General features: G+C 68.7%; 17 protein-coding genes and 1 pseudogene. 10 read left to right on the forward strand and 8 right to left on the reverse strand.

All coding sequences use genetic code 11. The features are described 5' to 3' along the window. Positions 1 to 474 (forward strand): annotated as a pseudogene (locus BO39_RS34605) (IS3 family transposase); the annotation flags it as partial. Between the two features lie 492 nt (positions 475 to 966). Here the strand turns inward: BO39_RS34605 and BO39_RS24910 are convergent. Both BO39_RS24910 and BO39_RS31600 read right to left on the reverse strand, forming a co-directional pair. Further along, positions 967 to 2,310, reverse strand: coding sequence for an amidohydrolase family protein (locus BO39_RS24910; RefSeq protein ID WP_043838779.1), 1,344 nt, complete (start codon positions 2,308 to 2,310; stop codon positions 967 to 969). A 14-nt stretch (positions 2,311 to 2,324) separates the two neighbouring features. Then, positions 2,325 to 2,951: a recombinase family protein gene (locus BO39_RS31600; protein WP_211257560.1), complete on the reverse strand. Its 627-nt coding sequence runs from the start codon at positions 2,949 to 2,951 to the stop codon at positions 2,325 to 2,327. 318 nt (positions 2,952 to 3,269) lie between these two features. On the opposite strand from BO39_RS31600, the gene BO39_RS24915 reads away from it, so the two are divergent. Beyond that, a complete protein-coding gene (locus BO39_RS24915) occupies positions 3,270 to 5,024 on the forward strand; it encodes an ATP-binding protein (RefSeq protein WP_052402597.1) in 1,755 nt (584 codons plus the stop codon). 736 nt (positions 5,025 to 5,760) lie between these two features. Here the strand turns inward: BO39_RS24915 and BO39_RS24920 are convergent. Then, entirely contained in the window at positions 5,761 to 7,344 is a 1,584-nt protein-coding gene (locus BO39_RS24920; RefSeq protein WP_043838780.1) for a Na+/H+ antiporter, read from the reverse strand. Between the two features lie 643 nt (positions 7,345 to 7,987). On the opposite strand from BO39_RS24920, the gene BO39_RS24925 reads away from it, so the two are divergent. Together BO39_RS24925 and BO39_RS33745 are read left to right on the forward strand one after the other, a co-directional pair. Beyond that, positions 7,988 to 8,365, forward strand: coding sequence for a DUF4112 domain-containing protein (locus BO39_RS24925; RefSeq protein WP_052402601.1), 378 nt, complete (start codon positions 7,988 to 7,990; stop codon positions 8,363 to 8,365). Positions 8,366 to 8,671: 306 nt separating this feature from the next. Then, positions 8,672 to 9,193: a 6TM ABC transporter family protein gene (locus tag BO39_RS33745; RefSeq protein WP_043838784.1), complete on the forward strand. Its 522-nt coding sequence runs from the start codon at positions 8,672 to 8,674 to the stop codon at positions 9,191 to 9,193. 155 nt (positions 9,194 to 9,348) lie between these two features. Here the strand turns inward: BO39_RS33745 and BO39_RS24935 are convergent, their stop codons facing one another. Beyond that, positions 9,349 to 10,551: an alpha-hydroxy acid oxidase gene (locus BO39_RS24935; RefSeq protein ID WP_245615388.1), complete on the reverse strand. Its 1,203-nt coding sequence runs from the start codon at positions 10,549 to 10,551 to the stop codon at positions 9,349 to 9,351. An 80-nt stretch (positions 10,552 to 10,631) separates the two neighbouring features. Next, a complete protein-coding gene (locus tag BO39_RS24940; RefSeq protein WP_043838786.1) occupies positions 10,632 to 11,366 on the reverse strand; it encodes a FadR/GntR family transcriptional regulator in 735 nt (244 codons plus the stop codon). Between the two features lie 162 nt (positions 11,367 to 11,528). On the opposite strand from BO39_RS24940, the gene BO39_RS24945 reads away from it, so the two are divergent. Then, the gene (locus BO39_RS24945) at positions 11,529 to 12,500 is read left to right on the forward strand and encodes a Bug family tripartite tricarboxylate transporter substrate binding protein (RefSeq protein WP_043838788.1); all 972 of its coding nucleotides are present in this window, start codon (positions 11,529 to 11,531) and stop codon (positions 12,498 to 12,500) included. 209 nt (positions 12,501 to 12,709) lie between these two features. On the opposite strand, the gene BO39_RS24950 is transcribed toward BO39_RS24945, so the two are convergent. The 3 genes from BO39_RS24950 to BO39_RS24960 are packed head-to-tail and all read right to left on the reverse strand — an operon-like array spanning position 12,710 to position 15,424. After that, the gene (locus BO39_RS24950) at positions 12,710 to 13,447 is read right to left on the reverse strand and encodes an IclR family transcriptional regulator (protein ID WP_043838812.1); all 738 of its coding nucleotides are present in this window, start codon (positions 13,445 to 13,447) and stop codon (positions 12,710 to 12,712) included. 50 nt (positions 13,448 to 13,497) lie between these two features. Then, entirely contained in the window at positions 13,498 to 14,421 is a 924-nt protein-coding gene (locus BO39_RS24955; protein ID WP_043838790.1) for an SMP-30/gluconolactonase/LRE family protein, read from the reverse strand. A gap of 10 nt (positions 14,422 to 14,431) precedes the next feature. Next, positions 14,432 to 15,424 (reverse strand): Bug family tripartite tricarboxylate transporter substrate binding protein, encoded by a 993-nt coding sequence (locus tag BO39_RS24960; RefSeq protein ID WP_211257561.1) that lies wholly within the window; start codon positions 15,422 to 15,424, stop codon positions 14,432 to 14,434. Positions 15,425 to 15,550: 126 nt separating this feature from the next. On the opposite strand from BO39_RS24960, the gene BO39_RS24965 reads away from it, so the two are divergent. From BO39_RS24965 to BO39_RS35025, 5 genes are all read left to right on the forward strand, one after another. Continuing rightward, on the forward strand, positions 15,551 to 16,231 hold the full coding sequence (locus BO39_RS24965) for an RraA family protein (protein WP_043838792.1): 681 nt from the start codon (positions 15,551 to 15,553) through the stop codon (positions 16,229 to 16,231). A gap of 67 nt (positions 16,232 to 16,298) precedes the next feature. After that, positions 16,299 to 17,312 (forward strand): hydroxyacid dehydrogenase, encoded by a 1,014-nt coding sequence (locus BO39_RS24970; RefSeq protein ID WP_052402598.1) that lies wholly within the window; start codon positions 16,299 to 16,301, stop codon positions 17,310 to 17,312. Positions 17,313 to 17,331: 19 nt separating this feature from the next. Next, positions 17,332 to 20,394 carry a D-2-hydroxyglutarate dehydrogenase YdiJ gene (gene ydiJ, locus BO39_RS24975; protein WP_043838794.1) on the forward strand — a complete coding sequence of 1,021 codons (3,063 nt, stop codon included), beginning with the start codon at positions 17,332 to 17,334 and terminating at the stop codon, positions 20,392 to 20,394. A gap of 35 nt (positions 20,395 to 20,429) precedes the next feature. Further along, positions 20,430 to 21,419, forward strand: coding sequence for a Bug family tripartite tricarboxylate transporter substrate binding protein (locus BO39_RS24980; protein ID WP_043838797.1), 990 nt, complete (start codon positions 20,430 to 20,432; stop codon positions 21,417 to 21,419). 68 nt (positions 21,420 to 21,487) lie between these two features. Beyond that, positions 21,488 to 21,616, forward strand: a complete 129-nt coding sequence (locus BO39_RS35025; RefSeq protein WP_281175626.1) for a hypothetical protein — start codon at positions 21,488 to 21,490, stop codon at positions 21,614 to 21,616. The last annotated feature ends 4 nt before the right edge of the window (positions 21,617 to 21,620 follow it).

A 21,620-nucleotide genomic window follows, 5' to 3' on the forward strand; every position in this document is an offset into this window, starting at 1 on the left:
AAGGTCTGGCTGGCCGACATCACCACCATACCCACCGGCGAGGGCTGGCTGTACCTCGCTGTCGTGCTCGACCTCCCCTCGCGCAAGGTGGTCGGCTGGGCCATGCGCGACACCCTGGCCCAGGAGCTGACGCTTACCGCCCTGAGGATGGCCATCACCAGCCGCCGGCCAGGTCCAGGGCTGCTGCACCACGCGGACCGCGGCAGCCAGTACGCTGCCCATGACGACCGCCGCCTGCTGGCCAAACACGGCATGCGCTGCTCGATGAGCCGGAAAGGCGACTGCTGGGACAGCGCCCCCATGGAAAGCTTCTTCGGCAGCCTCAAGACCGAACTCGAGGAGGACAGGCCGTGCCCGACCAGGCAGGACGCACGATCAGCCCTCTTCGCCTTCATCGAAGGCTTCTACAACCAGCAGCGCCTCCACTCAGCGATCGGCTACAAAGCGTCAACTGAAATGGAACAACTCGCCGCGGCCGCCTGGGCCGTAACCCGTGTCCATTCAAACAGGGGAAGGCCACCATCCAGCACGCGCGCGACAGTGGACTGGGTCCAGGCGCTCTGTCCCAAGGGCGTCAGCTCATCGCGCGCGGTGAGCGCGCGAGCGAACGCGGCGTGGGCGAGGCCGTCTTCCGCCCGGAGCTGCTCGACCTCCAACGCGGGCTGGTGCGCCGCCCGTCCCGCCGCCCCCCCTGCGCGCAAGGGCCGAGTTGGCAGCGTTGGCACCGAGGCAGGCCTATAGCCTCGATCATCGCCCAGCGCGCACCGGCAGCCTCTGACAGTGGCCAGCACCGCCCGGGTTCACTCCGAGATCAGCTCCCGCTCCTTTGAGCCATCACGGCGTAGACCCCCATCATCAAGTCGTCCACGCCGAGCATGTCGGCGGCCCAGATGGATAGGCCCGGTTGATGGCCAAGGTCAGCGGAGGGTTAGCGCCCCCTCTGCGGCCCAGTGGTTCCGAAAAGGATCAGGTGATCGCCCCCGCCACTTCCCGTCCGGCTTGGTAAACGCAGGCAATGCGGCGCGTGTTCCGAATGTTGGCCACCGGATCGGCCTCCAGTACCACGAGGTCCGCGCGCAGCCCGTCCCGCACGCTGCCGCGATCGGTGAGGCCTAGCAGCTGGGCGGAGCGGGCGGTGGCGATGTCGAGAGTCTGGGCAGGGGTGAGGCCGGCCTCAACCATCAATTCCAATTCCCGGTGCTCGGCGAAACCCTGGACGCGGAGCGGGGTGCCGCCGGAATCTGTGCCGAAGGCGACAGCGATACCGCCATCGTGGACACGCTTCAGGTTCAGCTTGTTGATCCGCACATCGGAGCGGCGCGGCGCGGCCCGGCCGAGCTGCGCGGCGCGCCAGGCCGGGTCCTGCAGGCGGGCGATCATCCCGGTGCTGAGCGCGGCGCGGAGGAAGGGATCCTGGGTGATGGTGGGGTCGTCGGCGTAGATGTACTCGGCCTCGTCGATCTGGATCGTGGGGATGTACCAAGTGCCACGATCCCGCATGAGGGCGAGGAGGCCATCATCGATTTCCTTGTCGCGGATGCCATGGGCCAGGATGTCCACGCCGGCCTCCACGGCGAGGCGGGCCTGGGAAAGGTCGTGGATATGGGCCGCAACCTTCAGCCCGCGCGCGTGGGCCGCCTCCACAGCGGCGCGGGCCATCTCGGGCGTCATCTGAGGCACGGTGTCGCCCAGGCCATCGATCCAGATCTTGACGAGATCGATGCCCTTGTCCGCGAGGTCATTGACGCCTTGGCGCATGGCGGCAGGATCGACTGGGCGGATCACCTGGTCGTCGGCCAGGTTCATGGGCCCGGCGGGCGGCGCGCCTTGGGGCATGCCGAGGCCCGGGCCAGCTCCGAGGAGGAGCGCGCCGGACAGGCGGCCGGCGCGGCTCTCGGCGCGCAGTTCATGGAAGAGAGGCGCGTTGAGGCCGAGCGAAGCGGCGGCACCGATGCCGAAGGCCTGGTAGCGGCGAAGCTGCGCCTCGACGTTCTCGCGTGTGTAGTACTGGCGGCCGGATGTATCGCCGGAGGTATGGCCGATATGGGAGTGGGCCGCGATCAGTGCCGGAATGACATAGCGGCCCGTGAGATCCACGCGCTGCGCGCCGTCGGGTGCCACGCCGCTGCCGAGGACGCGGATTATGCCGTCCATCATCAGCAGGCGTGCGGGGCCCGTCATGGCGCGGCCGTCGAAGTAGCGGACGTTATCCAGCAGGATTGAGGGTGCCGCTTGGGCACCGGAGGGGTTCAGGCGTGCCAGGGGCAAGCCGGCAAGCGCGAGAGCGAAGCTGCGGCGGGCGAGGCGCATGGACGTTTCCTCAATCAGGTGTTTTGCGGGAGAATGCGCGCCCTCCACCCCGCCGTCCATCCGTGTCTACCCTGCCTACCATGGCTATGGCGCATGGCTTGAACCGCGCTCCGAAGCCCCCGTTTCGCTGCCGGCCAGAGCAGGACGTACAGGCATCTGATCAAACTGGGCGAGGCCGATTGGCAGCTATGCCCCGAGCCGTTCGATAACCCGCGCCACAGTCGTATGCGTCCATTCCGCCCCGCGGCGTTGGTATGCCTCGCTTCGTCAGCACGCGTGCCAAGCCCTGGTGGGTGATGATCCCTTCGGCTCGGAGTACCTCCAGTTCCAGCGCGAGCCAGTGTGCTGTGCGGATCACCCCCTCCTATCGCGCCGCTGCGGCTGCGGCGGCACAGGGTGGAGCAGGCGGCCTCCACCCTCGATCCCCACCCAGTACCGCCCCCCCGACCCCGTGCCGCCGCCAGCGCCGCTCGCGTACGCTCGGAAATCAGTTCCCGCTCCTTCCGCGCCATAGCCGCATAGACCCGCATCATCAGGTCATCCGCGCCCGGCATGTCGGCGGCTCGGATAGAGATGCCCTCCTCCAGCAACCCCGAGAGGGTGTGAGCGCACTTGGTGATCCAATGGATATGCGGGACCACGAACCCAAGCTCATCCGCACTTCCATGTCTCAGGTCCGCTTCGCGCCTACCGCAGCGACCTGCATTGTGTCGTCGCCCCCCCAAGAGCGGAGGAGGTCGCCTCCATATCGAAATTCGAAAAGGCTGGAAGCGGAGTGGTCGGCTCTGTCAGCGGGCAGGATCTGGCTCAGTCTTAGAAGCAACTTTCAGAAGTGCAGCTCCGCCGCAACTTGGACAGCTGAACGATCGTTCTTATCATATGATGCGGTACTGGGGTTCCACGGCGTTGGTCAGAGATCCCGAGGCACAGCAGCCCTTAGTGACGGAAGCGCCAGAGCCGTGCCCACTGCGAAAGAGCCTCTCTCCAATGTTCGGGAAGAAGGGGAGGCTGCGACAGGCATTCCAGCAGAAGGTAGCGCTGATCAGGGAGCCTTAGAACCGATAGGGAGTCCTGGCCTTCACCACTGGCGCCAGGCCAACATCGTCGATCCGAGCCTCGATGAGCGTGGCGGTGTGTTTTTTGCCGCCGTCGAGATGACCCGAATGCCCATGATCCTGGCTGATCCCCGCCAGGATGATTGTCCGATCGTCTTCGCCAACAACGCCTTCCTCGACCTCACCGGCTACGAGGAGGACGAAGTGCTGAACCGCAACTGCCGCTTCCTACAGGGTGCCGGAACCGACCCGGCGGCGGTTACCCAGCTTCGCGAGGCCATTCGCGACCGTCGCGCTCTTGCACTCGAGATTCTCAACTATCGTCGCGACGGCACGCCCTTCTGGAACGCGATCTTTATGGGGCCAGTCTTCGACCAGGCGGGAGAACTGATTTACTTCTTCGCCAGTCAGCTCGACGTCTCCAAGCGGCGGGAAAGCGAGCAGTCGCTTCGGCAGGCGCAGAAGATGGAGGCCATTGGCCAACTCACCGCCGGGCTTGCCCACGACTTCAACAATCTGCTGCAGATCATCAACGGCTCCCTTGATCATCTAAGAGAAAAACGACACGACGACGCCGCTTTCGAGAGGCATCACACGGCGGCCGTGACTGCCGCCGAGCGAGGCGCGAAGCTGACCCGCCAATTGCTGGCTTTTGGGCGCCGAAGCCGAATGGTGCCGAAGAGTACCGACCTGAGCCAGCTTGTGAACTCGTTCGGAGAACTGCTGGAAACGTCGGTGGGGCAGAAGGCCGACCTGCACCTCAGCCTCCAGCGCCGCTTGCCACAAGTACGGGTAGATCCGAACCACCTTGAGATGGCACTGCTCAACATCGTGGTGAACGCCCGCGACGCCTCGCACAACGGTGGTGCCATCACGATCACTACAAAGGCTGTACAGCTGAATGGCGGCGCGGCAGCGCGCCAGCTGGAGCCGGGCGACTACGTCATCCTATCCGTGACCGATGAGGGCACGGGGATGCCGCCGCATGTGCTGGCACGCGCAACCGAGCCCTTCTTCACCACGAAGGGCACTGGTCAGGGTACTGGCCTTGGCTTGGCCATGGCGCACGGGTTCGTACAGCAATCTGGCGGTCGACTGGAAATCGAGAGCGAGCCGGGGCGCGGCACGACCGTCCGGATGATCTTTCCCAAGGTGCCCCTCGAGAAGGTGGACCAGGATACGACGCAAGCCCCGTCAGGGTATCAAAGCCGCCCAGTGAACCAAGCGGCTCGTCCGTTGATCCTGATCGTCGATGACAGCCCAGAAATCGCAGCGGCCGCTGAGGAGTCCCTCACTGATCTCGGGTACCGCGTCACAGTCGCGCACGACGCTGAGGAGGCCCTGAGGCGGTTTGAGGAAGCCCAAGCTTCAGGTGACCCGTTCCGCTTGGTGTTTTCGGACGTCCTGATGCCGGGCGGGGCAAACGGTCTGGTACTGGCGGAGTGGGTACGCGCGCGTGACCCAAATGTACCCGTACTACTGACGACCGGCTACAATGATGAGATGTCTTTGGATGGACCCAGGTCGGGAAGCCTGGAAGTGCTTGGCAAACCCTATCGACGTAGCGAACTGATTGACCGAGTGCAGGCAGCTCTGCGACATGGCGCTCGCACGGGGCCAGGGCGCGAGACCTCTGACTTCGGCCCCGCGCGGGAGTAAGTTTACTCGCTGAACAAGTTTAGCAGGGAGACGGCGGTCAGGTGATGCCCGGTTCGGCGGCTTCCTGGCAGTATCCAGGTCAGCCGGAGGAAACGCTGCTCTCGGCCAAAGCTGGGTATTCTGGTGGCAGTCTGCTCAGGGCGGACGAGGCTCATCAGTACCTAAGCTTCGAGCCATCCGATGACCCGAGCCACGGTCGTGTGGGTCCATACCGCCCCTCCCCGCGGGGTCATCACCCCTCTCATCGTCAGCGCACGTGCCAACGCCTGACGCATGACGACGCCCTCGGCCCGCAACGTCGCCAGTTTGAGCGCAAGCCGGTGCGCCGTGCGGGTGGCCTGATCCTGGCGCGCCTGGGTAGCTGCGACGGCACAGGGCGGAGCTGCTGGCCTCCACCCTCTATCCCCACCCAGCACCGCCCCCTCGCCCGTGCGGCTGCCAGTGCTGCCCGGGTGCGCTCCGAGATAAGCTCCCACTCCTTCTGCGCTATCGCAGCATAGACCCCATCTTCAGGTGGTCGGCGTCTGGCACACTGGCAGCCCTGATGGAGATGCCCTCCTCCAGCGGCCTGGAGAAGGTGTGGGCGCGTCGGGTGATCCGATCGAGCCTTGCGGCCACGAGCACCGCCTGAGCAGTGGGGAAGCTGCTGCCTGGAGCCTGGGCTGACGCCCACCTCTGAGCATATTGTCCGAAACAGCGATTCCCTAATCTCTCGGGAAATATGGAGAGACGCCGTTCAGCCTTTGGCGGCGAGTGCCACGAGTTCTTCGAGGTCGAGATCGCGCTCCAGGTCGTGAAGCGTCTCGTCGTCAATCTGATGCGTCCGATGCAGGCGGACCAACTCGGCTCGCCCTGCAGCAACGGCCGCCAAGATGATGCCGTAATGAGCGGCGATTTCCTGGTCCCGGTCCCCCTCGCTTCCGGAAAACTCCGTCGAGACCGTCATCCGCCGGCGGTAACTGTCGAGCAGGCGCGGGTGGAGGAGCGAGCCATCGGGCGAGTAGGCCATCCGCTCCACCTCCGTGAACTGCGCTTTTGCCAGGATAGCTTCCGCGGCAGTGAGGTCTAGCGGCGGCTTGCTGCGCTCGTCCTCTTGAAGTCCCGCCAGCCGGATGACCAAACCAAGTGTCGTTCCCTGGATGAGAACCGTCACCAGAATGACGGCGAAAGCCGTGACCAGCATGAGGTCGCGTCCTGGCATCGTCTCGGGCAGGGTCAAGGCCACGGCCAAGGTGACCACACCTCGCATCCCTGCCCAACTCATCACGCTCGCGGCGCGCGGGCCCAGCGGCTCTGCGACGCGCCAGCCTGCGCGGTTCAGAACCCGGAGGATACTATCCGAGCCGAAAATCCAGGCGAAGCGCGCGACGGTAACGGCCGCGATGATGGCAGCCACCGACCAGGCCATGTCCTCCACCACAACGCCAATCCCGCCAACGCGGTCGATGACGCCACGCAGCGACAAGCCGATCAGGATGAACACCGCTGCCTCCAGCAGGAAGATCATCGCCTGCCAGAACGAGTGGGCGCGCACTCGTACCCTCGCCGTCAGAACAACGTGCTGATACCAGCCACAGACAAGACCCGCCGTGACTGTGGAGATGACGCCGGACACGTGCAGCATCTCACCACCGATGTAGCTCACCCAGCAGACCAGCACAGAACCCGCAACCATCAGGTGTTCGTCGGCGAGACGCCTGAGCACCAGGACCCAGACTGCCCCGATTACACCACCGACGATGATCCCGCCGCCAACGAGGAAGGCAAAGCTGCCAATGGCCTCGCCGAGGCTGAACGAACCGGTGATGACAGCCGCTACCGCGAAGCGGAACAGCACCAGTCCCGTGGCATCGTTGAGGAGGCTCTCACCTTCTAAGAGGGTGCCTAGTCGGCGCGGTAGTCTAACCCGTTGCAGCACGGCCCTGGCGGAAACGGCATCGGGCGGAGAGACGATGGCGCCCAGCGCGACACAGGCTGCCCAAGGCAGCTCCGGCAAGACCACCTTTGTGACTATCGCAACGGCAGCTGCCGTGAAGAGCACTGCACCTATTGCAAGCGAGGCGATGCCGCCGAGGTGGCGTCGGAACGGCGCCAGAGCCGTAAACCAGGCACCATCCATCAGGAGTGGGGGCAGGAAGATGACCAGAACCAGATTCGGGTCGAGTTCGACCGGTGGCAAGCCGGGAACGAACGCCAACGCGCCGCCGCCGACGAGGAGGGCGACCGCTGGTGGAAGCCCCAGGCGAGGGGCTGCATAGTGCAGCACCAGTACCGCCAGGAACATGCCGATGATCAGCTCAAAGATTTCTACCGGATGCATGCCTTACCGAAGCGTCTGAGCGATGGAGCCAAGCTCTTCCCGAAGATGGAAGCGGCGTCAATCACAGGTACAGCCAGGAGCAATGGCATCTCGGAACTATGCGCCCACGATGCCGTAGCGCGCGTCGGAAAGCAGCCAAGTTGCTTTCGGCCGATAGTTGACTTTTCGCTGTGGAGGTTCGCCACCCTCCAGTCCGCTCGACCACCCGCGCGACAGTTGTGTGGGTCCAGGCGGCACCTCCGCGCGGCGTCCGCACGCCTTGCTTCGTCAACGAGCGTGCCAAGCCCCGGTGCGTGGTGACGCCCTCCGCCCGGTGCGCCTCTACTTCCAGCGCGAGACGGTGCGCCGTGCGGGCCGCACCCTCCTGCCGCGCCTCTGCGGCTGCTACGGCACAGGGTGGAGCGGGCGGCCTCCAGCCCTTGTCCCGACCCATCATCGCCCCTCTGGCCCGCGCCGGCGCTAGCGCTGCCCTAGTGCGCTCCGAGACGAGCTCCCGCTCTTTCTGCGCCATGGCCACGTTGACCCGCATCACTGGGCACTCGCTGGACAGGCCCCACCGATGGCGCCGCTAAGGCGTTAGCCCTTCCGGGGGCGGCCCCGCCGGTCCGTGTGGAGGAGCACGATGCGTAACCCGATCACTTCGATGGCCCCCTTGCGGGTTCCAGCCGGCCGCCCGGGGTCAGGCCACGCTCGCTTGCAGAGGGTCGCACAGCTACTGGACAGCAAATGGCGAATCCCGGGCACCGGCATTCGGTTCGGCGCGGACGCCGTCCTGAGCCTGGTACCGGGCGTCGGGCCAGTCGTCCCCACGGCTGTATCGGCCTACCTCATTTGGGAGGCTCATCGGCTCGGTGTGCGGCCTGGAACCCTTCTGCGCATGGCCGCCAATGTCGGTCTCGACGCGCTGATCAGTGCGGTGCCCCTTGCGGGCTCAATCGGTGACGTCTTCTTCCGAGCCAACCTCCGCAACATGGAGCTGCTGCGGCGTCACCTCGATCAACAGGGGCGTTCGTCACGTTGAGACAGATATCGCGCCATGCGCACCGCGGGCCCACACGGGTCTGCTCTTCGGGTTGCATGCTGCAATTCAGTGGTCACGACGTCACCAGCCCCGCCAAGCGATAGCCCTTGCCCGTATCCTCGCCACGGTTGTGTGGGTCCAAGTGACACTCCCGCGTGGCGTCAGCACTCCTCTCTCTCTGTCAGGTCCCGCGCGAGCCCTGCGCAGGTGGTAAAGCCCTGCAACCGCAGCGCCTCCAACTCCAACGCGAGCCGGTGCGCCGTCCGGTTCGCCTCATCGTCGCGCGCCCAAGCAGCCGCCGCGGCCATGGCCGCCTATGCGCCGGGGCTGGCCGCAGTGGTGGTGGGCGCGGCAGCGGCCAACATCCTCGCTCTCCTCCTGCTCGGCCGCGCCATGAGCGACGACAACGGCCGCCTCCTCTCGCGCTCCCTCCGCTCCGAGGGATTGGCGCGGGGTGGGCTGCGCATGATCGGGACCTACCGGGCCGCAGGCGGCGAGGACCAGCTCCTCTTCCAGATCGCGGGCACCCGTGCCGGCGCGGCCAACCTCACCCAGCGCCTCGCGCTGCGCCGCACGGCGGTCGAGGGACTGCCGCCCCTCATCGCCATCCTCGCCGCCGCGGCCGTGCTGGTGTTGGGCAGGCAGCGGATCATGGAGGGCACGATGAGCGTTGGCCAGCTCGTCGCCTTCCAGGTGCTGGCGGCGGGCTTCATGGCGCCCGTCGCGCAGATCGTGGGCGTGGCGGCGGGGCTTCGGCGCGGTCGCGCCGGTGCGGATGGCTGGCCGAGGCGGAGGGGCCATCGCGTTTGCCGTGTCGGAGGCCCGTGAACGCTTGGCCGCCCGCATTGCGCGCCTTGCTCAAAGCATCAAGCACGGAGCCGGCAGCAGCTGATCCTGCCGTCCCTGTTCACCACCACCATTGGCCGTTGATGGGTGGTGAACAGCATGGCTGAGTAGAAAAGGCCGCTCCTGAACGTTCCTTGTTATCTGACGTGTCTGAAATTTTCGAGGAACAAGACCTCCTTGCTCATCTCTTCGAGCCTGCGCAGCCCGAGCATTCCCAGATCAGCTCGTAACTGCGCGTGGAGCAGATCAATTACGTGGTCGACCCCCGCCTCGCCAGCCAGGGCCGCAGCGTAGTTGAAGGGGCGGCCGATGAAGACAAAGCGGGCGCCGAGACCCACCGCCTTCAGAATATCCGTACCGCGTCGGAAGCCGCTGTCGATCATCACGGCCATGTTGCCCGCCACCCCCATCGCGGCCGGAAGGGCACGCATCGGCGAGAGCGCGCCGTCGAGCTGCCGCCCGCCATGATTGGAGAGGATCACGCCGTCCGCCCCCAGCTCCCGCGCGATGGCGACGTCACGCGGATGCAGCAGTCCCTTGATCACGAGGCGTCCGCGCCACTGCGCGCGCACGAGGCGGACGATGTCCCAGTCGAGGAATTCGCGTCCGGAGAAGTCGCGCACGGCCTGCCGCGAAAGCAGTGGTGCGCCGCGCCCCGGCCCGGCATTCTCGAAATGCGGCGTCCCGTGCCGCAGGAAGGTCCGCAGGAAGGTGCCGACCGACCAGCTGGGACGAGTGAGGCCGTTCCACAGCAGCGCGAGATCCGGGCGGATCGGCGATCGGTAGCCGTTCCTCAGATTGTTCTCCCGGCTCGGCACCACGGCGCTGTCCGCGGTGATGACGAAGGTTTCAATCCCGGCCCTCGCTACACGCCCGACAAGTGCTTCGGTCTCCTCCCGGTCGCCGGAAAGATAGGCCTGGTACCAGACATTTGGCGCGACACGCGCGATCTCTTCCAAACGGATCAAGGAGGCGGCGCTGATGACCATGGGAATGCCGGCCCGGTACGCTGATGCGGCCAGGGCCAGGTCACCCCGATAGCCGGTCAGGGCGCTCACCCCCATGGGCGCGATGCCAAAGGGCAGCGCGTAGCGCTGGCCCATCACCTCGCAGTCAAGGCTTCGTCCCGAGACGTTCACCAGCATGCGCGGCAAGAACTGGATCTCGTCAAAGACCCGCCGGTTGTCGATCAGAGAGGCGTTCGTCTCCGCAGCCCCGGCGACATAGCCGAAGATGGGGCGCGGCAGCAGTCTCCGCGCCGCCGGTTCCAGATCCTCCAGCGCGAAGATGCGCCGCAACCGCCGGGGCCGCCGCTGGTTCACCGGGCCGAGGCGCGGCACGGAGGGGATCGCGGGCGCGGAGGCGGGAAGGGAATCACTCATCGTACCTGTCTGACCTGAAGTGTATCGAGGATGGCGCGTCACCCCTTGACCGCGGGCGCGCCGTGCCCGGAGCTCATGCCGCGGATCTCGATGCTGAAGCGATGCGCCGAGTTGTGCAGGTGCACCTCCATCGCCGCACGCGCCGCCTCGGGATTGCCGGCGGCAATGGCGTCGTGGATGCGGTGATGCTCCGCCAGCAGAACCTCCACCTCGGGCCGCCGGTAATCCGTTCCAGCGCTGTTCGCCTCCTTGATCAGGCCAGACAGCTCCTTCGCGAGGAGCGCGACGAGCCCCTGGTAGTGCGCGTTCCCGGTCGCCGCCGCGATGGTCGCGTGGAAACGCAGATCGGCCGCGGGGCGTGTTTCCGGCCTGTCCATGGCGGCCAGCGCCTTGCCGAGCGCGCGCAGATCCGCCTCGGCGCGATGGATCGCGGCGAGCCCGGCAGAAGCGACTTCCAGGCCGAAGCGTAGTTCATAGACGGAGCGAAGGTGGCGCTCGCGCTCCACCGCCCGGGTCAGCCGGAAGACAGGCTCGTCCTTCGTGCGCGCGACATAGATGCCCGACCCCTGCCGGGTTTCCAGCACCCCCTCCGTTCGGAGCGTCGCCACGGCCTCGCGAAGCACCGTGCGACTGACGCCGAAGCGCTCCGCCAGGGAGGCCTCGGTGGCCAGCTTCTCGCCGACGGCGTGCTTGCCGCGAATTTCCAGCCGCAGCCTCGCCGCCACCGTGGCAACGAGGTTCGGAGGACGTGGAAGCTGCTCGGGCTTGACCATATTGAACAGGTTATCATACCAATCTCTGGTATCAAGCTCGCCCTCGGCGCCTCCTGCGCCAAGGCGAGAGCCCTGTTGAATACGCGGCACGCGCACCCCCTCCCGCCGTTGTGGAAAGCGGGAACACCGCGCGGGAGAGGCCCATTGCGGAGGAACGAACCCATGCTCATCACCCGACGCGCGGCCGTGGCCGGGCTGGCTGGCGCCACGGCGGCGCGGCGCGCCTCCGCCCAGGCCGCCTATCCGACCCGCTCCCTTCGACTAATCGTGCCCTATGCCGCCGGCGGGCAGTCGGACGTCGTCGCGCGGATCCTGGGGGAGGGGTTGGGGCGCGTGCTTGGCCAGTCCGCGGTGGTGGAGAACCGGACGGGTGCGGGCGGTATCATCGGCACCGAGGCCGGCGCCCGTGCAGAGCCGGATGGCTACAGCCTGACAGTCGGCACCATCGCGACCCACGCCATCATCCCCGTCCTGCAGCCGAAGGTTCCCTACGACCACATGCGGGACTTTGCGCCGGTGGCCCTGCTGATCCGCCAACCCCTGATGCTGGCAGTCACCCCTTCCCTGCCCGTGCAAAGCCTGGACGAGTTCCTGGCCTATGCAAAGGCGGGCCGCGGGCCGCTGAGCTTCGGCTCCTCGGGCATTGGGACCTCGCTTCACCTCGCGGGAGAGATGTTCAAGCTCCGCACGGGCGCTGAAACGATGGAGCACGTGCCCTATCGTGGATCGGGCCCCATGATGAACGACCTGATCGCGGGGCAGATCCAGCTGACCTTCGACGCGCCGCTGACCACGCTGCCTTTCGTGCAGAACGGCCAGGTGCGCGGGATCGCGGTGACCAGCCCTACCCGGCTGGCCGCCGCCCCCGACCTGCCAGCGGTCGCGGAACGACTTCCGGGTTTCGACGTGCAGAGCTGGACCGCACTCTTTGCACCCGCTCGCACGCCTCAGCCCGTGCTGGACCGGCTGAATGCCGCTGTCAGGGAGGTCTGGAGCCAGCCAGAGGTCCAGACGCGCCTCCGCGATCTGGGCGCGGAGCCCGCCGCCGGCACGGCAGCCGATCTCGGCCGCTTCGTAGCCAGCGAGACGGACAAGTGGCGAGAGGTTGTCCGTGAGGCCAACGTGCGCCCCTAGCCAATCTGGCACTGCCGCTCCGATCCTCGCGCATGATCGTCGGGGCTTAGAGAGGGCCTTCTCTCGGCGCGGACACTACCTCCCCTTCAACACCCGCTCGGGCCCGCGCCGAGATCAATTGTCGCTCGTTCCGGGCCTTGGCGGCGTGGTCTCGCATCGACAGGTCGCCGCCCTGCGCATGTTGGTGGATCGAGTCGTAATCACCTCTTTCAACCGTTTCCAAAAATTCCCTCCCCGGTCGGGAGCACACCACCGAGCGAGCGCGTCAGATCTGCCGCGACCTGGAGCAGTATCGGACTGGCCGTTCCCGCCGCCTCCCGGGTGAGCCGGGTCACCGGCCCGGTGAGGCAGAGCGCCCCCGCGAAGCTCTCGGCCGGCCCGAAGACGGGGGTGGCCATGCCCGCGACATGGGGATCCCTCTCGCCGCCCGTGTAGAGCGGGACCCTGGTCGAGGCTGCCTCGGGCGGCAGGGGCACAGTTCCGAAGATCCGCAGCACCTGAGCGATGGCGGAGTTGTCCATCGGCAGCATGTCGCCCTGGCGCACATGCAGTCTCAGCCGGTGCGGGGAGTCGACGCGGTAGAGGCAGAGCCGGTGCTCGCCGCTCCGCACGTAGAAGGAAGCGCTCTCGCTCGTTCCCGCCACCAGCCGCTCGAGCGCGGGCATGACATGGGCCTCCACGCGGAAGGACTGCTGGTAGACCGAGCCGAGCCGGAACAGCTCCGCCCCGAGACGGTAGGATCCGTCCGGCAGGCGGATGAGGTAGCCATGCGCCTCCATGGTGATGGCCAGCCGCATGATGGTGGTCTTCACCAGCCCCGTTCGCGCGGTCAGCTCGGCCAGGGTGATGGCGTCGTCCCCCTTGCGGAAGGCGGACAGCAGGGTCAGGGCTCGGCCTGCCGAGGCGACGCCCTCCAGCGATGCCTTCGGACGGGTCTGGGTCGTCATGATGCCCACCGTTACGGGTCGCCCCCTCCCTCGGCAAGCCACCCGCGCCGTCAGGCGGCGTGGGAGAGAAGCGGAAGCCCCGGCACCTCCAGGGTGGTCCTCAGGATGCTCCCGGTCTCCGACTCCGTGACGAACAGGTCTCGCCCTTCCGGTCCGCCGAAGGCGAGGTTGGTGGTGGACCAGCCAGCGCAGGAAGCGATGCGTGCCAGCGGCTCCGCGCGGGGCGACAGGCGCCAAACAGTCCCAAACCCAGCATGGGCCACCAGGAGGCAGCCCTCGGCATCCAGCGCCAGCCCGTCAGGCCCGCTCGGGCCACCGTGGAGGTGGCAGAAGATGCTTGCCTTCGTCACGCTCCCGTCGGCATGCAGCGGCAGGCGCCAGATCTGGTTGGCGCGCGTCACCGCGACCAGCAGGAACGAGGCGTCCGGCGCCACCACGACGCCGTTCGGGCTGGGCACGGTGTCGATCAGGCAATCGAGGCGCCCGTCCGTTCCAAGGCGATAGACACGCCCGGTCGGGTCCTGCAGCCCGGTCTGCCCCTGGTCGGTAAAGTACATCTCCCCGCCCGGCCCGAAGACGAGGTCGTTGACGCCCTTGAAGCTCTCGGACCGCGCGGTCTCCAGGAAGGGCGCAACCTGCCCGCTCTCCGGGTCCAGCAGCATGATCCCGCGCTTGTAGTCCGTGATGAAGATCCGGCCGTCCCGGTGAATCTTCAGCCCGTTGGGCCAGCCGTCATACTCGGCCACCTGCTCCCACTCTCCCTCGGGGGAGATGCGGAAGATACGGCCGAAGGGGATGTCGGTGACATAGAGGCGGCCCTGGCGGTCGAAGGAGGGGCCTTCGAGGAAGCTGTCCACCGGCCGCCCGGCGCGGTTCGCGTCGCTCCAGGCGGTCCGCCGGGCGTTGCGGAAGCGGTCGGGCAGGCGGGTGAAGACCTCAGTCTCGATGCGCGGTGGCGGGGCGAAGAAGCTCACCGGTCCCTCCTCACTGCCGCTCAATGCCGCCGGAGGCCGCCACGTCGCGCCAGCGGGCCGCCTCATCCCCAAGGAGCTGACCGAAGGCGGCCGGGGTGATGCCGCCCGGCTCGGAACCGAGCTCGGCGACGAAGCCGGCCATGTCCGGCGCGGCGAGGGCGCGGACCACCTCCGCGTGCAGGCGCTGCACGATCGCCTCGGGCGTGCCCTTGGGGGCGGCCAGGCCGGACCAGTTGATGACCCCGAAGCCCGGCAGACCCGCCTCGGGGAAGGTCGGCACGTCGGGAAGGGCGGCCACGCGGCGATCCCCGCTGATCGCGAGCGGGCGGAGCTGGCCGCCGCGGATGTTCCCGAGCGCCGAGCCCGGCGAGAGCATCACGAGGTCCACGTTGTTGGAGAGGACGCCGATCACGGCCTCGCCGGCGCCGCGGAAGGGCACGTGGTAGAGCTTCACCCCCGCCGCGCGCTCGAAGGCGAGCGTCGCGAAATGCGGGGCGCTGCCGATGCCGCCCGTCCCGTAGGTCAGCTTCTCCGGATCCTTCCTCGCGTCCGCGATGAGGGAGCCGAGGTCGCGGTAGGGCGACTTCTCGCCGACGGCGAGCAGCACGGGCGAGAAGGCCGTCACCGTGATCGGCTGGAAGGCCGTCGCCTGGTCGAAGGGAAGGCGGCTGAAGAGGTAGGGCAGCATGGCGTAGGTATTGTCCATCGCCAGCAGCGTGTAGCCGTCCGGCGCGGCACGGGCGGCCTCGGCAGCGCCAATCGTACCTGTGGCGCCCGACTTGTTCTCGACCACGAAGGTCCGGCCCATCCCGTCCGACAGCTTCTGGGAGATCCGGCGCGCCAGGGTGTCCACCGCGCCCCCCGGGGCCCAGGGCACGATCACCCGGACGGGGCGGTTCGGGTAGTCCGGCTGCGAGAGCGCGCGGCGCGGGAGCGCCAGGCCACCAAGGGCCGTGCCCAGCAGGGCGCGGCGGGAAGGGGCATGGGTGCGGCAAATGGACACTTGCGCTTCCTCTCTTCGCTCGTCTATTTCGAAACGGCGTTGCGTTTTCGGCGGGCTTTCTGGCACCCGGGCCGCAGCACTGTCAACAAAACGGCGCGCAGAGGCGCCTTTCCGGGGAGGACGGCCATGGCGACAGGCTTCCGCATTCTTCCGCGCACGGGCCGGGCCGATCCCGCCCTGGTCGAGCGTTTCCGCACGCTGCCCGTCGCGAATGTCAGCGACGTCATGTCCCGCATGACGGCCGGTGGCGCGCGCCTGCGCCCGATGCAGGCGCCCGGCGCGGTGCTCGCCGGCCACGCCCTGACAGTGAAGTCCCGCCCCGGCGACAACCTGATGGTCCACAAGGCCATCGCGCTGGCGCAGCCGGGCGACGTCATCGTGGTCGATGCGGGCGGCGACCTGACGAACGCCATCATCGGCGAGCTGATGCTGGCGCAGATGGTGAAGCGCGGGCTTGCCGGCATCGTGATCAACGGCGCGATCCGCGACAGCGCCGCCATCCGCGCGCAGGACTTCCCTGTCTTCGCCGCCGGCGTGACGCATCGCGGCCCCTACAAGGACGGCCCGGGCGAGATCAACGTCCCCGTCGCCATCGACGGCATGGTGATCGCGCCGGGCGACCTCGTCCTCGGTGACGACGACGGCCTGCTCTGCGTGCCGCTCGACCAGGCGGAAGCGATCCATGCCGCGGCCAGTGCGAAGCACGCGGCCGAGGAGAAGCAGATGGCCAACATCGCGGCCGGAACCCACGACGCCTCCTGGGTGGACGCGACGCTGCGCCGCCTGGGCTGCGAAGGGCTCGACTAGCGCCACGGCGGTCCTGCCGCGCGCCCTCTCAATCCTCATCCCGATCCTTGTTCCGGAAAGCCGCCCCATGACCGACGCCGCGCGCCCCAACGTCCTCGTCTCGGCCGCCAAGCTGGCGCCCGAAGCCGTCACCATGCTGGAGGAGGCGGGCTACGCGGTGCGCTGCACCAGCGGCTACCCGGACGAGGAGGAACTGCTCTCGGGCATCCGGACCTACCGGCCCGTCGCGATCCTGCACCGCCAGGGGATCATCAACGGCACGGTCATGGATGCCGCGGCACCGGGCCTGCGGGTCGTGGCGCGGCACGGCGCCGGGATCGACGGCATCGACATCTCCGCCGCCCGCGCCCGCGGCCTGACCGTGACGCGGGCGGCCGGCGCGAACTCCCGCTCCGTCGCCGAGCACGCGATGGCGCTGATGCTCACCATGCTGAAGGATCTTCCCTCGGTGGTGAACGGGATGCGCGAGGGGCTGTGGGAGAAGACCTCCCGCATGACCCGCGACATCGACGGCATGACGCTGGGCATCGTCGGCCACGGCGCGATCGGCTCGAAGGTGGCGCGCCTCGCGGACGCCTTCGGCATGCGCGTGCTGGCCTATGACCCGCTGCTCCCGCCCGGCCCGCTCGCCGGCCCGGCCGAGCGGGTGGAGACGCTGCCCGAGCTGCTGCGCCGGTCCGAGGTGCTCTCCCTGCACTGCCCGCTGGAGGCCGAGACGCGCGACATGATCGGCCGGGAGGAGCTGGCGATGCTGCCGAAGGGCGCCATCCTCGTCCACACCGCGCGCGGCGGGATCGTGAACCAGGACGCGCTGCTGGCCGCACTCGATTCCGGCGGGCTGAGCTGGGCCGGCGTGGACGTCTTCGCCAAGGAGCCGCTGGAGGCGGACAGCCCCTTCCGCACCCACCCGCGCGTCGTGCCCACCCCCCATCTCGCCGCCAATACCCCGCGCGGCGCGAGCGGCATGGCCTGCGGCGCGGCGGAGAGCATCATCGCGGTCCTCGCCGGGCGCCTGCCCGCGCTGGAGGGCGCGGTGGTCGTCCCCGGCGGCCTCCCGGCCGGGCTCGTGCCAGCGGCCTGACGGAGCGGAAGGACTGGCCATGATCCCACGCATCCCCGAGGCGCCTCCACCGGAGGCGCTCACTCGCGCCTTCCTGGACGCGCTGCGGGCGGCCGGGTTCACGGGCGAGATCGCGGCGGGCGACGCGGACCGGATGGTCTTCGCCACCGACAACTCCATCTACCGCATCCCGCCCCAGGCCGCGCTCTTCCCGCGGGACACCGCGGATGTCGCCCGCGCGATGCGGCTCCTCTCGGAGGAGCGCTTCCGCGCGGTGGTGCTGGCCCCGCGCGGCGGCGGCACGGGCACGAACGGCCAGTCTCTGACGCCGGGCATCGTGCTCGACCTCTCGCGCCACATGAACCGCATCCTGGAGATCGACCCCGTGGGGCGGCGCGTGCGCGTGCAGGCGGGCGTGGTGAAGGACCAGCTCAACGCGGCCCTCGCCCCGCACGGCCTCTTCTTCGCGCCGGAGCTCTCGACCTCCAACCGCGCGACGATCGGCGGGATGATCGCGACCGACGCTTCCGGACAGGGCTCCTGCCTCTACGGCAAGACGCGCGACCACGTCCTGGCGCTGACCACCGTGCTGACCGACGGCACGACCTGGAATTCCCTTCCGCTGGATGAGGCGGGACTGCGCGCCGTCCAGCGCCGCGCCGACCTGGTGGGCGCCGTGCACCGCGCGGTGGATACCATCCAGCGCGAGCACGCCGCCGAGATCGAGGCCGGGTTCCCGAAGCTGAACCGCTGCCTCACCGGCTACGACCTTGCGCATATCCGCGACGAAGCGGGTCGCTTCGACCTCAACAGCGTGATCTGCGGCGCGGAGGGCACGCTCGGCGTGGTTACGGAAGCCACGCTGAACATCCTGCCGATCCCGAAGCACGTCGCCCTGGTGAACCTGCGCTACGACAGCTTCGACGCGGCCCTGCGCGACGCAGGGGCGCTGATGGCCTTCGGCGCCGCCTCGGTCGAGACGGTGGACAGCAAGGTCCTCTCCCTCGCGCAGGGGGACATCGTCTGGGAAGGCGTGCGCGCCCACTTCCCCGAGGATGCCGGGCGCCCGACGCGAGGCGTCCTGCTCGTGGAGTTCGTCGCGGACGCGCAGGCCACGCTCGAGGCCTCGCTCGGCCGCCTGACCGCCATGCTCGACGCCGCGGGCTTCGGCGGCCACCGCCTCGGCCACACGATCGCCCGCGGCGAGGCGGCGGTCGGCGCCATCTGGGACATGCGCAAGCGCGCCGTCGGCCTGCTCGGCAACATGGCCGGGGAGAAGCGGCCCATCCCCTTCGTCGAGGACACCGCCGTCCCGCCCGAGCGCCTGGCCGACTACATCGCCGAGTTCCGCGCGCTGCTGGACGGCGCCGGGCTGGACTACGGCATGTTCGGCCACGTCGATGCCGGCGTGCTGCATGTCCGCCCCGCCATCGACATGAAGGATCCGGCCCAGGAGCGCCTCATCCGCGAGGTCTCGGACGCGGTCGCGGTGCTGACGCAGCGCTACGGCGGCCTGCTCTGGGGCGAGCACGGCAAGGGCGTGCGGTCGGAGTACTCGCCGCGCTTCTTCGGTCCGCTCTACCAGCTGGTGCAGGCCGTGAAGGGCGTTTTCGACCCGCACAACCAGCTCAACCCCGGCAAGATCGCGACCCCTCCGGAGGGCGGCGCCCTGCTGCGGGTCGACGGCGTCCCCACGCGGGGGCAGGCCGACCGCGCGATTCCCGAGGCGGTGCGTGCCCCCTACGACACCGCGATGCACTGCAACGGCAATGGCGCCTGCTTCAACTGGGATGCGGACGACGCGATGTGCCCCTCCTGGAAGGGCACGCGCGAGCGCCGGCACTCGCCCAAGGGCCGCGCGATGCTCGTGCGGGAATGGCTGCGGCGGCTGAGCGAGGCCGGGCTGGACCCGGTCGCCGAGGCGCGTGCCCTGCGCGCCGCGCCGCCGCTCCGGGACTTCCTCGCCCGCCTCCGCAACACGCTGGCGAGGCGGCGCGGCGAGGCCGACTTCTCCCACGGCGTGAAGGAGGCGATGGACGGCTGCCTCGCCTGCAAGTCCTGCACCGGCGGCTGCCCGATCAAGGTGGACGTGCCGGGCTTCCGCGCCCGCTTCCTGGAGCTCTACCACGGCCGCTACCTGCGACCGCTGCGCCACCATCTCGTCGCCAGCGTGGAACGCACCCTGCCGCGTGCGTCGCGCTTCCCCAGCCTCTACAACGCGGCGGTGGCCAGCGCCCCCGGCCGCGCCGCGCTGCGCGCCGTCGGCCTGGTGGATAGCCCGCGCCTTTCCGGCATCGACCCCGGCGCGGCGCTCGCCGCCCGCGGCGTCGCCTTCGCGACGCCGGAAGCGCTGCGCGCCCTGCCGGTAGCCGAGCGCGACCGCTCCGTAGTCCTCGTCCAGGACGCCTTCACCAGCTTCAACGAGACGCCGCTCCTGCTCGACGTGGTGGAGCTGCTGCAGGCGCTCGGTGCGCACCCCTGGGTCGCGCCCTTCCGACCGAACGGCAAGCCGCTCCACGTGCACGGCTTCCTGGGCGCCTTCGGCAAGGCGGCCGAGAGGAACGCGGCGATGCTGCGCGCGCTGGCCGCGACCGGTGTGCCGCTGGTCGGGATCGACCCCTCCATGGCACTGACCTACCGGTCCGAATATCCCGACGCCGGCGTGGAGGCCCCGCCCGTCCTGCTGCTCCAGGAATGGCTGGCGCAGCGCGGGGGCGAGGTGCCGCAGGCTCGTCCACAGGCCCCCTTCCGACTTCTCCTGCACTGCACGGAGCGCACCAACGCTGCCGCATCCCCGCGCGAGTGGCGCACCGCCTTCGGCCGCCACGGGCTGGCGCTCGAGGTCGTCGCGACCGGCTGCTGCGGCATGGCCGGCACTTACGGCCATGAGGCCGAGCATCGGGCCATGTCCGAACACCTCTACGGCCTGAGTTGGGCGCGGCACGTGGCCGTTGGCGGGAGCCTCATGGCGACCGGCTACTCTTGCCGTTCCCAGGTCAAGCGCCTGGACGGCGTAACGCTCCATCACCCCGCGCAAGCCCTGCTGGCCGCCATCAGGGAGGGATCCGGCCAGAGCCGGACCCCTTTGCCGCGCGCCGCCTGAGGGCCGCGCCACTTCACCACGAGGAGGAACCGCAAATGACGCGAGAGAAGAGCCTGGGGCGACGCCGCCTCCTTGCAACTGGGGCGGCGGCCGCTTTCCCGCTCGCTCGCCCCGCCCTGGCGCAGCCCGTCTGGCCCGCCGGACGCCCGATCGAGATCGTCGTCGGCTTCGCCCCCGGCGGCGGCACCGACGTCATGCTGCGCGCCCTGGCCGTCTTCCTCACGGCCGAGCTGCCCGGCTCGAACTTCGTCATCAACAATCGCCCCGGCGCCGGCGGCGAGACAGCCTATGTAGCCCTGCAGAACGCCCGGCCGGATGGCTACACGATCGGTGGCCTGAACACGCCCGGTTATCTCTCCGTTCCGATCGAGCGCCGCGTCCGCTACGACCGCGCGAAGATCCGCACCATTGCCCGCCTTGTTGACGATCCGACGGCCTTCGTCGTGCACCGTGACTCGCCCTACCGCACGCTGGCCGACCTCGTCGCGGACGCGAAGCGGCGTCCCGGCCAAATCAGCCTCGGTTCCTCCGGCGTCGGCACGGACGACCATCTCGGCCTCACCCTCTTCCAGGCGGCTACAGGCACGGAGTTCATCCACGCGCCCTTCTCCGGCGCGGGCCTGGTGAAGAACGCCGTTCTCGCGAAGCAGATCGACGTCGCCGGGCTGAACCTTGGGGAGATCGGCATGCTCAGCCAGCAGGGCCCGCTTCTACGGCCTCTGGCGGGCATGGGCGCGCATCGTTGGGAGCTGATGCCCAATGTTCCGACCTTCCGCGAGGAGGGCTACGACGTGCTGATGACAAGCGAGCGCGGCCTCGGCGCGCCCCGCGGCGTACCCGACGAGATCGCTCTGCGGCTCCAGGAGGCTGTCGCTCGCGTGATCGCCAAGCCGGAATGGACGGAGAAGGCCCGGCAGCTCGAACTTCCCATGGCCTATCTGCCAGGGGCCGAGTGGGAGGCCCAGATGCCCGAGCAGGAGGTGCGCTACCGCCAGATCTGGGAGAAGACCCCCTGGCAGCAGTAATCTCTCCCGCCGCGTTCACCCACCAGCCGGCCGGTTTGCCGGAGAAGAGGGAGCGAGGCACCGCTTCCATGAACCGGCCCACGCCGTCCCGGCGCGGCCTTCTCCTTGCGGTGACGGCGGTGGCCGTTTCGGGCCACCGCGCCGCTGCACAGGACGGCAACTGGCCCGATCGGCTGGTGGGCGGCATCCTGCCCTGACCGC

The sequence above is a fragment of the Roseomonas aerilata DSM 19363 genome (assembly GCF_000711725.1).
Lineage (GTDB): Bacteria > Pseudomonadota > Alphaproteobacteria > Acetobacterales > Acetobacteraceae > Roseomonas > Roseomonas aerilata.